We start from the raw sequence: 13081 nt of genomic DNA, 5'->3' as shown, positions 1-13081 counted from the left end.
GCCGGCCATCGGTCTCTGGGGTTCGATCGAGGGCTCATCCCCGCGTCCGCGGGGAGCACTGCCAGCCGCGCGCCTGCGGATCGCGAAATGCGGGCTCATCCCCGCGTCCGCGGGGAGCACTCGGGGATTCTGCGGGAGCGTACCTGGTCGTGGGGCTCATCCCCGCGTCCGCGGGGAGCACTTCGCGATCGTCTTCCCCGCATTCGTCACCACCGGCTCATCCCCGCGTCCGCGGGGAGCACGAAACGCTGCTACCTGCGTCAACCCCCTGAGGCGGGCTCATCCCCGCGTCCGCGGGGAGCACCAGAGCCTGCGAGCGGGGAAACCATCGGACACGGGCTCATCCCCGCGTCCGCGGGGAGCACCGGGCGAGGGCCGCCGACAGCAGGCCGTGCTTGGGCTCATCCCCGCGTCCGCGGGGAGCACTCTCCGATGTGAGTTCGTATTTGGTCATGGCTGGGCTCATCCCCGCGTCCGCGGGGAGCACGCCCTCGACACCCGGTTCGTGAAGGCCTCCGGGGGCTCATCCCCGCGTCCGCGGGGAGCACGCCGGGGTATCATCGCTGATCCACGGGATCTCGGGCTCATCCCCGCGTCCGCGGGGAGCACTCGATCAACTCCAGGCGGGTGATGTCTGCCCCGGGCTCATCCCCGCGTCCGCGGGGAGCACTGGTGGCGGACACAGCAAAGTGGGCGAATATGGGGCTCATCCCCGCGTCCGCGGGGAGCACCACCGACGCCGACCACCCGACTCCACGATCGTGGGCTCATCCCCGCGTCCGCGGGGAGCACCCCGCGGGGAGGACCCAGCGGGGGGTGAGGCCGGGCTCATCCCCGCGTCCGCGGGGAGCACACATTGACCACTGCGACCGGGCGTGCCATCGCGGGCTCATCCCCGCGTCCGCGGGGAGCACTTGATCCCGTTGAACGCGGGCAGGATTGCGTTGGGCTCATCCCCGCGTCCGCGGGGAGCACCGTTGGCAATCGCGCTCAGGATGGTGCCCAGCGGGCTCATCCCCGCGTCCGCGGGGAGCACGCCCTGATCGAACACACCGGCCTTGTCGACGAGGGCTCATCCCCGCGTCCGCGGGGAGCACGCGCAGTTCGCACCCCGCCAGCCACTCGCCGAGGGCTCATCCCCGCGTCCGCGGGGAGCACTTCACCGCCGACACGAACACCGTGACCGGGGTGGGCTCATCCCCGCGTCCGCGGGGAGCACCCGAGTGACGGCCTTGATCTACTGACCGCATCGGGCTCATCCCCGCGTCCGCGGGGAGCACTCCCACATGCCGTCGCCGTGCAGGGTGTGGGTGGGCTCATCCCCGCGTCCGCGGGGAGCACCAGCAGCGCGACATCTGGATGGGGTTCGCGCAGGGCTCATCCCCGCGTCCGCGGGGAGCACCCGAGCGATCGGCTCCCGATGACGCAGCCGGGGGGCTCATCCCCGCGTCCGCGGGGAGCACCCGAGCGATCGGCTCCCGATGACGCAGCCGGGGGGCTCATCCCCGCGTCCGCGGGGAGCACGCCATCCACCCCCGGACTTGTTGCCGAATTTTGGGCTCATCCCCGCGTCCGCGGGGAGCACATCGCGACCTGGGTGGTGACCGACGCCATGTAGGGCTCATCCCCGCGTCCGCGGGGAGCACTGCGACGTCGCGCCGGCCACCGCCTGCATCGAGGGCTCATCCCCGCGTCCGCGGGGAGCACGGCATCCTGCCTTAGCTGCTTTGTGATTCTCGCGGCTCATCCCCGCGTCCGCGGGGAGCACGCGCGCACGACCGGCTCGGGAGCGCGGAAGGTGGGCTCATCCCCGCGTCCGCGGGGAGCACCTCGCCAACACACACTCCGGTGCCTGGTTCGCGGGCTCATCCCCGCGTCCGCGGGGAGCACTACCTCGCGGAATCGGAGATCACCGACGAGGAGGGCTCATCCCCGCGTCCGCGGGGAGCACTCGGCGGACTACCTGCGCAATCTGCTGCCGGAGGGCTCATCCCCGCGTCCGCGGGGAGCACGAAGACTCCTAGTTCCTTGGTCGCATCCTTGAGGGCTCATCCCCGCGTCCGCGGGGAGCACGCGAGGTACTCGTCCCACGCCTTCTGCTTCTCGGGCTCATCCCCGCGTCCGCGGGGAGCACGCCCGACACGTTGCCGATGACAGGAACGAGCTGGGCTCATCCCCGCGTCCGCGGGGAGCACACCCTCGAAAAGCGCGTAGACCGGACTGTGGAGGGCTCATCCCCGCGTCCGCGGGGAGCACGCCCTGCAGCCACCACCACCGCCGGACCCGCAGGCTCATCCCCGCGTCCGCGGGGAGCACCCGACCATGCAGTGCCGGCAATAACCGCGCCCGGGCTCATCCCCGCGTCCGCGGGGAGCACCACCGTCAGATCCACCGCCGTGCCACCGAGACTGGGCTCATCCCCGCGTCCGCGGGGAGCACTGAACCTCAATCTGCTTATTCGTGGGCACCGAGGGCTCATCCCCGCGTCCGCGGGGAGCACCGCAGCGTCGCTGCACCCTCACTCACGAGCTCGGGCTCATCCCCGCGTCCGCGGGGAGCACAGCAACTCGCGCAACGCCTTCTCGGTGATGTTGGGCTCATCCCCGCGTCCGCGGGGAGCACGCGCTCGCCGCCACGTCGATGGTGCCGCAGCACGGCTCATCCCCGCGTCCGCGGGGAGCACGGTGTCGTAGCGGGCGATCGACTGCGGGCGGAGGGCTCATCCCCGCGTCCGCGGGGAGCACGGGTCGGTGCTGTCGGCATGAAGGAGCCCTCGGGGCTCATCCCCGCGTCCGCGGGGAGCACCCTCGGCAAACAGCAGCTCGCCGAGCGGGTGGGGGCTCATCCCCGCGTCCGCGGGGAGCACCCGGTGGAGGCGCCGTTGACTCCGCAGGCGGCGGGCTCATCCCCGCGTCCGCGGGGAGCACGACCTGAAATGGGTCCAGTGCTGGTCGAATCCGGGCTCATCCCCGCGTCCGCGGGGAGCACGTCGGCACGGACTGTCTCCCATCCGTCGCCTAGGGCTCATCCCCGCGTCCGCGGGGAGCACGCATCAGGTGATCGGCGCACGGGTCGACCGGGGGGCTCATCCCCGCGTCCGCGGGGAGCACAACGACACCGGCCAGATCATGGTGCGGATCCCGGGCTCATCCCCGCGTCCGCGGGGAGCACAACCCGTCATCGACAGCGTTCGGCGTTGGCCAGGGCTCATCCCCGCGTCCGCGGGGAGCACGATGGATGAGCTGCCGTCGTAGTCGAGTGCGCGGGCTCATCCCCGCGTCCGCGGGGAGCACAGCTGCGTGCACTGCTGGAGGTGGAGTCGTGAGGGCTCATCCCCGCGTCCGCGGGGAGCACGTGTGATGCCCGAGAATACCCAGGCTGTCCGAGGGCTCATCCCCGCGTCCGCGGGGAGCACTGGGGTAGTCCGACCGGACGAATCGAACCCATGGGCTCATCCCCGCGTCCGCGGGGAGCACTCCACAACAGTCCTGTACGACCGACACCGACAGGGCTCATCCCCGCGTCCGCGGGGAGCACACACGTTCGTGGTCGCGGCGATTGACGCGGGTGGGCTCATCCCCGCGTCCGCGGGGAGCACTTGTCCGTGAACTTGACGAAGCTGTCAACGTCGGGCTCATCCCCGCGTCCGCGGGGAGCACTGCGGCTGCGTCACCCCGAGCAGGGGACGGTGGGGCTCATCCCCGCGTCCGCGGGGAGCACGTTCGGCGTCCTCGTCGCTGATCCCATGCTTCGGGCTCATCCCCGCGTCCGCGGGGAGCACAGTTGTCTGGATCGACTCATGACCTAGGTGCCGGGCTCATCCCCGCGTCCGCGGGGAGCACGAGACCTCAAGAACACGATCAAAGACAGCTCCGGGCTCATCCCCGCGTCCGCGGGGAGCACATGATCGCGTTGTACGCGGCCGAGTAGAAGTAGGGCTCATCCCCGCGTCCGCGGGGAGCACTTGCGGCGGAACACTTCGGCGCTGGACAGGTCGGGCTCATCCCCGCGTCCGCGGGGAGCACGCGGTCGGCCACCTCACTGGCCGACAGGTACCGGGCTCATCCCCGCGTCCGCGGGGAGCACTCAACTCGCCGACATGTTCCACACCCCGAAAGGGGCTCATCCCCGCGTCCGCGGGGAGCACCAGATCCTATCTGCGCAGATTGGGCCGATACCGGGCTCATCCCCGCGTCCGCGGGGAGCACGTCGCAGGCGTCGGCGGCGATCGGAGTTTCGGGGGCTCATCCCCGCGTCCGCGGGGAGCACCTGTCGGGACTGCGGTGGCTGTCTGACACGGTGGGCTCATCCCCGCGTCCGCGGGGAGCACGCGTAATCCCAGGGAGGTGCCATCTTGGTCGAGGGCTCATCCCCGCGTCCGCGGGGAGCACAATCTCGGCGGGTGTCCAGTTGTCCCAGGCGAGGGCTCATCCCCGCGTCCGCGGGGAGCACAATCTCGGCGGGTGTCCAGTTGTCCCAGGCGAGGGCTCATCCCCGCGTCCGCGGGGAGCACGGGCAGGTGCAGCGCGATGTTGCCGTCAGGGCGGGCTCATCCCCGCGTCCGCGGGGAGCACGCTAGCGGATTATCGCCTTTGGCTTTCTGGCGGGGCTCATCCCCGCGTCCGCGGGGAGCACACTTGCTGAGCAGTAAGAATAGCCCCGATCAGGCTCTCGTTCGTTCAGACTCTCAAGCCGACGATCCGTCGTTTCGTCGCTGCATCTTTCGCGCCTTACGATATCGACTCGCCTTGCTCCAGCCGGCCCGCGGCCGGGCTGCGCCTTCCAAAGACTCACCGGTGTGGGGCCGCCGAACCAACCGCACACCATCGATGTCCACTGGCTGCCAGTCGTATCGGTGTACGAGAAACTCAAGTCGCTGCTCGTTCTGAGCGGGAAAGACCATCACTGCGCGCCCGTCCTTCACAAGTTCCTGCACGCGCGCCCACACCAATTCACGAACTCGTCGATTGAGTACTCCCACGAACACTCCTGGGCTGATCTCCAACAACCAGCGCGTCAGGTGTCCTCTCAACCCGGCGGGACAGGCCGTCACGATGAGAACTACCACGGCACCTCATACTCGTCGTCACCATGACTCTGCCCGGCCGCAATGGCTTCGCCCCGGTCATCCCAAAGGTAGACCACGTCTGCGTCGTAATCAGAGACCTCGGCGTCGTCACCGACCAACAGCTGCTTCACATCAGCAGCACAGCGCGGCAACAGCTTTGCTGCGAAAACGGCGTCGCGGACTTTCCTCCGCGTCACCGCGGGAACGTCATCCAGCTCTTCGGCGGCAGCCACGTCGAATGCGACCGGAATGGCAATCTCGGCCTTGTACAGATCAGCAATGTCATACACAAAAGACCGGTCGTGTCCGGTGTGCACGAAACCCAGCCCAGGCGAACACCCAAGCGCCACGATCACGGCGTGCGCCACACCGTACAGGCAGGTGGTGGCAGCCGAAAGTGCTTGGTTAACAACATCCGACGCTGCAAAGTCGTTGGGATCGTAGTCACGGCGCTTCCACTCGACCCCCGTTCTTTCTGCGTGCTCTCGATAACTTCGCCGGACTCTCGCACCCTCTTTCCCACGCAACTGTTGCATGGTGAGCGACGAGGTGTCCTCTTCAGGGAACCTCATTGCGTACATCTTGCGTGCAACGCTCAGCCGCGCGTCTCGATTGCTCACCGCTCGCGCTTGGGCATCCAGTAGCCGACTCGAACGCCCGAGCGGCCTCCCATGTGCGTAGTAGCGGACGCCGTGCTCTCCTACCCAGACCGTCGTCGAACCGGACTCCGCCAGCAACACCATTGCCTGATGTGTGACGCGAGTCCCCGGCCCCAGTAGCAGCGCCCCGATCGTCGCCGCCGGAATGTGAATCACTCCGCGGTCGTCTGTGGCTGTGATCGCATTGTCGGCGCGATGCACCGTACATCGTTCAAGGTAAATGAACGAGAGACGATCCGCCACCCGCACGAGTTCAGTGGGCCGCACCGGCGGCGGCCCAGGTACTGAGCCCACTAGACGCGGGAGCCGTTATGCGCCAATGTCATCAGGCCGCAACCGTACGCCTTCGCACGTCCGATCCCGTTGACCAATGACTGGCGCAGCAAGTCAGAATCTGACACAACGAGCACTCCTTCGTAGGTCGCGAAACCGATTGTCACAGAACCCGTGTCACGCTGCGTACCTCGCGACCTGCCGAACCGCATCGTGCCGCGCTCCACAATTCTCAGCGCCCGATCACCCGAACCGTCGTCGGGGATATCAAACCCGCGCGATTCGGCACGTTCGATCAGCCACGCCAACTGGTGCTTTTCGGACACGTGGGCGACTGGTTTGGTATCGCTGTCCGCCTTCTTCCTGATGCTGTGAACGGGGTTCGCGCGCAGGCGAAAAGAGTACCGGTCACCTTCACGCAGGTTCTGCAGAACAGGAAGGTAGCTCCGCGTTTGCCACATGTTCCCCGTCTGCCATCCGGCCTGCTCCACCACATGACTCAGATCGGGTTCGGTAGCGCTGACGATGTACAGATACGTTTCATCTCTGGTCGGAGAGTCCACTCGCCATAACGCGCGCGATTGCTCGGACGCTTCTTCCTTTGGCGGAAAAGCTGATTCGACAGCAGCATGCATCGCTTGCGGGTAGGAGAGCAACTTGCCGGCACCGCGCCGTCGGCGGTTGATGGGCATCTTTGTCAGATACATCAGGCACCACCGAGGATTGCCATCGGATCGTGGAGGTCTCTGCCGTCCGCGTTCTCCACGGCTACCCAGCGCTCTTCCACATGCCGCCACGCGTACTCGCGCCGCCTCGGATCGAAACTGACAGGGACGTCGCGTACGGTATCGCCACTGCCTGGACGTCCGTCCACTACAATCCGTAGGCCTACCGTCTTCCCTTGCTTGCCCCGGTAGTCAGCGGACGCCTGCCAGGGCGTACTTTCAAGAACCCTTGCCATCGGGGCATCACTCACTTCCAAGAACAGCGGCCGGCTCGGGGGGCATGACCGCCTGCCGAGGTACAGCGGATACGCGGGTCTCTTGATCGCGTCGGACAGCGATTGCACCAGTTCCTTTTCGCCCTCGACCGCCGAGACGAAGATTGCGTCGGCAAGGTAGTAGCGATTCGACAACGGCATCGTGCGCTTCCCGTCAAGACTCCTCGCCACCTGAAAGTCCCGCATCAGTGTCCCAGGCTGATCAATCCGAACGCCGAAAGACAAGCCGAGGAGGTGCTCAATGCTCTCCGTACGCCGAATCCCTTGCGCCGCAGCCAGTAGGCCAAGGACACCGCTCTTCGTAGGTTCAGGCCTCGTCTCACGGTTCGTGAAGCGGCTCGCTGCTCCCCAGGCCTGCATCGGGCCCGCAAGGCAGATGGACAGCGTGGTCATGCCGATGCGCTCAGCTCTGCGAGCACGGAGTCTTCCACGCGAGCAACCAGCTCGCTCAACGCCAAGGATTCACCGAGAGCTGCAACTTCAAGCGCTGCGTCTCCGACGCCGGAGTGAAAGGTCGCTCGCGCGGGACCGTAGACGCCCGAGATCTCGGCCTCTCGCTGGACCAGCTTCTCAGAAGCGAGCGACACTGCTCCCCGATCGAGTGTCGGTACCACAGCCTGCTCGAACGCCCCGACAAGGTTCACGGGCTGATCATCGCGGATGGCGACCACGACAACCTCCGGTAACGTCCGGTTGGCGAACGTGTTCTGTTTGCCGGTGGGCATCGAGCGCACAAAGGACTCCAGAAATGTTGCGGCAGCTCGTGCAGCAACAGCGGCGTCACCCAGATTGGCCTCTAAGCCTTTCACATTGACGGTCGCGTAGCGGTACAACGTGGAGGAGTTGAACTCGATGGTGCCGATCATCCCTGCGCCGGTCTCGTGCTCGGACTGGACGAAATCGTCCACGGCGGTGAAGTAGTCAAACTCTTGCTCGACCGCCTGCACACTGATGGCATGCGCGACCTGCACCGACGCGTCCACGTTCAGCTCAGCGTCGTCGGCAATCATCCGACCGAAGAGCGCAACATCGATACTGTTGTCGGAATTGACGATCGCCTTAACGTTCTTCTTATCGAGATCACTCTCACCGTCGACTGAGGCCAGCGCCAGTTCGGCGAGTGAATCCAGTTGCGTAGCACTCAGAAACAGTAGGTATGTGGACTCGTCGGCCTTCTTCGGCTCATTCTTCGCCACCTTCGGAGAAGTCATCTTGATGCCCGCAGCAGTAAAAACCTTGGAGGCCAGAGCATTTGCTTCCGCTGCATCGAACCCCTCCCGCCGAGCCGCGATCCGACGACCGAGTAACTCGGCGACCCTTCTGGTGCGATAGCCGATGTTGCTGTCGTCGAAGCCGTCATTGAAGTGCTTCCGCGTGGCTCGCTTCCACGCCTGGCTGGATACTCGGGCCCGACGCGTTCCGCCAAAGATGGCAGTTTTCGGACTGCCGGTGTCGTCACGGTTGATGTTGCTCGGTGGAACCGATTGGAGGACATGGATATCGATGAACATGGGTGTGTCAGCCTTCCGTGGTGTGAGTTGAGTGTGATGAATCCTCCGAAGCGCGCTGCTCGCGCTTCGGTTGCCGGACGAAGTCGCGTCCCCACTGCAGGCGAACCGATTCTGCCCACCGCCCACCGCGATAAAGAGCGGCAAGATCATCTGTGAGACGACCGTAGTCCAGGGCTACTGGAGGATCCGCAGACTTCAGCAACGAGATCATCGACCGCGCATGACGTTCGACACCCGCTTCGGTATCGGCGAGCGCGATCGCCTGCAATCTCTTTCGGATCGCAGGCTCGTCGTCCGGCACTCCAATCAGCCGTCGCGCAGCATGTCCCATCGAAACGTCTGCCACGTGCACCGGTACACGTCGTCCTTGTTGGTGGAACGCGTAGAGACCGACAGCAATACACACGGCACGTTCGCGCGGAGTTGCCTGTTGATCCGATGGCGTCTCCGGGACGAGTGCAAGGGTGTCGTCCCACACCTCCGGTGTGGTACCCGGCTCCCTGTTCAATGACTGTCTCAAGCGCGCCAATCGGCCGAGTATGTCAGTGTCTCGCGCGTCGCTCAGGTACCTGCGTTGCAGCGACGACACCGACCCATTGACGGCTCTACCCAGATCAGAGAGCCGCTGGAACTGCCTCTCACCCACCGGCTGTGTCATTGTTGTCCCTTCCTATATTGGCGAATGCCTCTGGCAGTTCACGATTCAGTGACGCCCGAAAGCTTGACTCCGCCTTTGGCGCATCGATCCACCTCGGATTGCCTTTGTTGTCCTTCACCGATCGCCCGATGAACGCCGGCCGTCCCGCGTCGCGGACCAAGTGGTCGGCGAGATCTCTGGCGATCCGATACAACTGGCGATGCCAACCGCCAACCAGTTGATCCAGGTCGGCATCATCGCCAAGTGCGACCACCCATCGGCGAAACGGTTGGTCGGCGGCAGCCATGAACTGCATCATGGCTCGCTGCCGATCTCCATCGCCCTCGCCACCCGCTGCAATGGCCAGATCACGAGCAAGGGAACCGAGCACGCGGGACACCCGTTCGGCTGTGTCGGCTGCGTCGCAGGCCCGCCGCCGAAGCTCGTAGGAGGAGAGGCCGGCGACTCGCATACTCAGGGCGTCGTCGATACTCGCTCCGATCACGCTGGCCTGGCTGTCGTAACGCAATCCGTATACGTGCGCGACGATCAAGTCATCGGGATCGATGAGTTCTTGCTGCGCAAGGTAATCAATCCATTTAACGACCCCCGGAGCGTAACCCGCCCCACTACCCCGCGAATAGTCGTCGACATCCATGAGCAGGCCCTCGATACCTCGCCACACGGCTCGGTCCGGATCGAAAGCGCGCGGGTAGAAGCGAGGATCTCCTGACTTCTTGGACTGGATCTCGCTGTACCGCCACGGCGACCACAGCTCTGTGGCGAAGCGATTGAACGGCTCGATGCGATCGCCATTGCCGATGACCACACCAACTGCTCGGTCGGCTTCATAGCGAACGTGGATGCGGCGACTCTGCCAGGTGAGCAGGTCAAGCGGCCCTCGCGGTTCGTTGTCCGATCGAGGAAGAACATCAAGTTGTTCGCGCTCCCACACTGGCACGTCACCATCGGTGATTGTTGACTCGCCGCCGACCACGAGCGCGAGGCTCAAGAGAAGTGTTTGTGCGACCGTGCGCCCCTCGATGAGCACGCCCCCCAGTTGGCCAACCCATGCAATCCCGATGGGATACCCTCTGCCACCCGTGGTTCTGGGATCACGTTTGTCTCCGGTCTTGATTCCGGATGGGTCGTATGCCTGTGCATGCACGATCCACCGCGCGGCCTCGGCGAGCGACATATCGGCAGCGCCGCTTCCAGCCCTCGTCGTGAAGTACTGGAACTTCGCTGGCACATCGCTGACGAGAAGGCCGATGGATTTCATTGCATTGCCCGATGATTGGAAGTCAGACACCTGGTAGAAGGGTTGCTTAGAATCCAGGAGGTCGAAGCGCGAGTGCACTTCCGCCAGGTAGGCCGAGAGTTCTTCGGTTGGGAGCTCCCCGACTTGCCACAGTTCCTGCCACCGATCAGGTGGCCACTCTCCCCAGTTGACAGCGCGCCGGACCACTGCCAGCAGCAGCCGGGCGATGGCGAATTGTTGAGTAGGCAGATCACCGCCGATTCTCGAAAGCCGGTGTGCCGACGCCAACAACTCAGATATGGAGTACTCCCTGGTGTCGCCGCCAAGGTCGGTAGCGATGATCCACGGTTCATCGATTAAGTTGAACGACTCGATCACGTCAGTGTTCGACCTTTTCATGTACGAGCCCTTCGATGTCGTCGTAGCGCAGAAGGTAATCCTGCAACTCAGTCATGTTCTCCGCGTTGAGTTCTAAGACCAGTTCGCCTGCGAGCCAGCGAGATTCCTGCCACCCCGGGTACATCCTCTTCTCCAGCTCTTCGATCGTCTTTTCTGTCACGTTGCCGTTGATGCACAATGCACGTGGAAGGCGAACCGCTGAGCCGAGGACCTTGCGCGCCACCCTCGTATCTGGTTCGTACTCGATCTCCACTGGATCGCCCCCGCACTGCGGCAGTAGGAACACCGCGTTTCCGACACGGCGAGTGACCAAGACTTCGATGCTTTCTTCGGTGTCACGCACTTTCGCGAATCCTGCGGGGTCGTCGACATCTCCGACGTTCACATCCAGCCAGTCGAGCAGGCTCTGCTTCTTCGCCGGACCGCTGATCCGCCACTGCTCGGCACGGTGTTGTTGCGCGCCCACGACGCGACGTCGTTCGTCATCGGCCGCTGTCAGCGCGGCCCGCCAGTCGTCGGCTACCTCGATCTGCTCCGCATAAGCACGTTCGACGAGGACTGGAATATCTCGCGGGACCGCAATGACCGATCGATCGCGAAGAACGGCCGCGGACCTCAACAGCCTTGCCTCCCCGTATACGCTTCGCGACCCTCTCTCGAACTCAGGTGGACCGCCCGACCATTCACTGACCGCAGTGACCACCAGTCGCGGGTGCCCGTGGGAACCACGATTGGCACGAGCGTGCCGATGCAGCCTACCCAGACGTTGCAGGATCAGGTCGACAGGCGCGAGATCACTGATCATCAGGTCGAAGTCCAGATCGAGAGATTGCTCGATCACTTGCGTTGCGACCACGATAATGCGCTGGGGCCGTGAGCCGTCGCGACCCAACTGAGCCACCAGTTGCTTCTCGAGCGCCGCTCGGTGGTGCTGGACAAATCGTGAATGCACCAGGACCACATCGTCGCCAAACTCTTGTCTCAGTAGCCGAGCTGTGGCCTGGGCCCGGCCGACCGTATTCCGAATGATCGCGAGACATCCTCCGTCGTCGACGTTTTCGTGCACAAAGCGGACCAAGACGTCATCCTCGTCGTCGAGTCGCTCCAGCGACACCTCGACCGATGGGCCGGCATCCACACGGTAGCTTTGGCGACTGGCGCCGATCGCGCTGACCACCGGGTAGTCGGTGGTGTCTGCGAACTCACCCAACCCGTCCCACCCCCTTCCCCGTTCGTATGCCTGGGCAAGCGCGAGTCGCTGTGCAGGTGGCAAAGTGGCCGATAGCAAGATGACTGGCACGCGATACGCCGCGAGCCATTCGAGTACTCGGACCAAGTACACCCGCATGTAGTCATCAGCGGCATGGACCTCGTCGAGTATCACCACCTTGTTCGCCAGGGCGAGATGCCGCAGCACCACATGCTTGGCCTTCAAACCGGCGAACAGCACCTGGTCGATGGTGCCGACGACGAAGTTGGCGAGCATCGATCTCTTCCGTCCGAAGAACCACTGGTGCGCAACGACTTCGACACCACACTGGCCAGACTGCGAATGCGCTCCCGAGTCGACGTCTGTCAGTCGCGGACGAAGCCTCGTGAAATCTTCATTCAGATATGCCTTTCCATGCGCCAGAGAGATACTCGTGACCAGATCAGGACCTTGATGGCGTAGCCACTGGTGTACGCGATCGAACATCGCATTCGAGGTGGCCATCGTCGGCAGTGCCACAAATACTCCCGAGCATCCGAACCGAGCACCGAAATGTTCTGCCGCCGCGAGTGCCGCTTCGGTCTTGCCAGAGCCCATCGTCGCCTCGACGATCAGCATCCCCGGCTCGGACATGGCCCTTGCCGCGTCAACGACCGCTTGTTGCATTGGGTTGGACGACGCCCCGGCAGGCAGATCAAATCGTTGAGTGAGCAACTGGTCCAGGTTGTCGATTGGACGGGCGCACCATGGCTCGGGTAGCGCCAGCAGATCCCACGCAATGGCGGCAGCGTGCTCGGACTCCGACCGATCCGACAGCGGGAACAGGTCGCTACTCGCGATCCAATCGCACATGATGACGAAACCTGTCCACAGGACTTGTGCCCGAGCCGACAGTGATCGATCACGGAGTTTTTCGAGTACTGGGCCGGCATCAAGTTCTGGATCTCCTGACGTTCTTGTGGGTGGGTTACGGCCAGGGCAGTTCGGGGCAGGCGCCGCCGCGGGTGAGTTCGGCCATCGCTATCAGCGCTTCTGGCGTGTGGAATCCGTAGGCCCGCTTGGT

Annotated in this window: 8 protein-coding genes, 1 pseudogene and 1 CRISPR repeat array (1 of these 10 cut by a window edge); all 9 genes and pseudogenes read right to left on the bottom strand. The window is 64.6% G+C overall.

Annotated elements, in window-relative coordinates; genetic code table 11:
- A CRISPR array of direct repeats spans positions 1–4635; the repeat unit is 29 nt; unit sequence GGGCTCATCCCCGCGTCCGCGGGGAGCAC (it extends 4185 nt beyond the left edge of the window).
- Positions 4636–4687: 52 nt separating this feature from the next.
- Positions 4688–5053 (bottom strand): type I-E CRISPR-associated endoribonuclease Cas2e, encoded by a 366-nt coding sequence (gene cas2e, locus ABLE94_RS24180; RefSeq protein WP_348810133.1) that lies wholly within the window; start codon positions 5051–5053, stop codon positions 4688–4690.
- Between the two features lie 8 nt (positions 5054–5061).
- Positions 5062–6021: a type I-E CRISPR-associated endonuclease Cas1e gene (gene cas1e / locus ABLE94_RS24175; protein WP_348805180.1), complete on the bottom strand. Its 960-nt coding sequence runs from the start codon at positions 6019–6021 to the stop codon at positions 5062–5064.
- On the bottom strand, positions 6021–6707 hold the full coding sequence (gene cas6e / locus ABLE94_RS24170; RefSeq protein ID WP_348805181.1) for a type I-E CRISPR-associated protein Cas6/Cse3/CasE: 687 nt from the start codon (positions 6705–6707) through the stop codon (positions 6021–6023). Before cas6e ends, cas1e begins: the two co-directional genes overlap by 1 nt.
- A complete protein-coding gene (cas5e, locus tag ABLE94_RS24165) occupies positions 6707–7393 on the bottom strand; it encodes a type I-E CRISPR-associated protein Cas5/CasD (RefSeq protein WP_348805182.1) in 687 nt (228 codons plus the stop codon). Before cas5e ends, cas6e begins: the two co-directional genes overlap by 1 nt.
- Positions 7390–8511 (bottom strand): type I-E CRISPR-associated protein Cas7/Cse4/CasC, encoded by a 1122-nt coding sequence (gene cas7e / locus ABLE94_RS24160; RefSeq protein ID WP_348805183.1) that lies wholly within the window; start codon positions 8509–8511, stop codon positions 7390–7392. The genes cas5e and cas7e overlap by 4 nt, the downstream gene beginning before the upstream one ends.
- A 7-nt stretch (positions 8512–8518) precedes the next feature.
- A complete protein-coding gene (casB, locus tag ABLE94_RS24155) occupies positions 8519–9169 on the bottom strand; it encodes a type I-E CRISPR-associated protein Cse2/CasB (RefSeq protein WP_348805184.1) in 651 nt (216 codons plus the stop codon).
- Positions 9150–10787 (bottom strand): type I-E CRISPR-associated protein Cse1/CasA, encoded by a 1638-nt coding sequence (gene casA, locus ABLE94_RS24150; protein ID WP_348805185.1) that lies wholly within the window; start codon positions 10785–10787, stop codon positions 9150–9152. Before casA ends, casB begins: the two co-directional genes overlap by 20 nt.
- Before the next feature lies 1 nt (position 10788).
- Complete coding sequence (gene cas3 / locus ABLE94_RS24145) at positions 10789–12684, bottom strand: CRISPR-associated helicase Cas3' (RefSeq protein WP_425476271.1); 1896 nt, start codon at positions 12682–12684, stop codon at positions 10789–10791.
- A 171-nt stretch (positions 12685–12855) separates the two neighbouring features.
- Positions 12856–12915, bottom strand: a pseudogene (locus ABLE94_RS26505) (hypothetical protein); the annotation flags it as partial.
- Positions 12916–13081 lie beyond the last annotated feature (166 nt).

Source organism: Gordonia sp. VNK1 (assembly GCF_040049135.1).
Lineage (GTDB): Bacteria > Actinomycetota > Actinomycetes > Mycobacteriales > Mycobacteriaceae > Gordonia > Gordonia oleivorans.
This window is presented reverse-complemented; position numbering and strand designations above follow the sequence as displayed.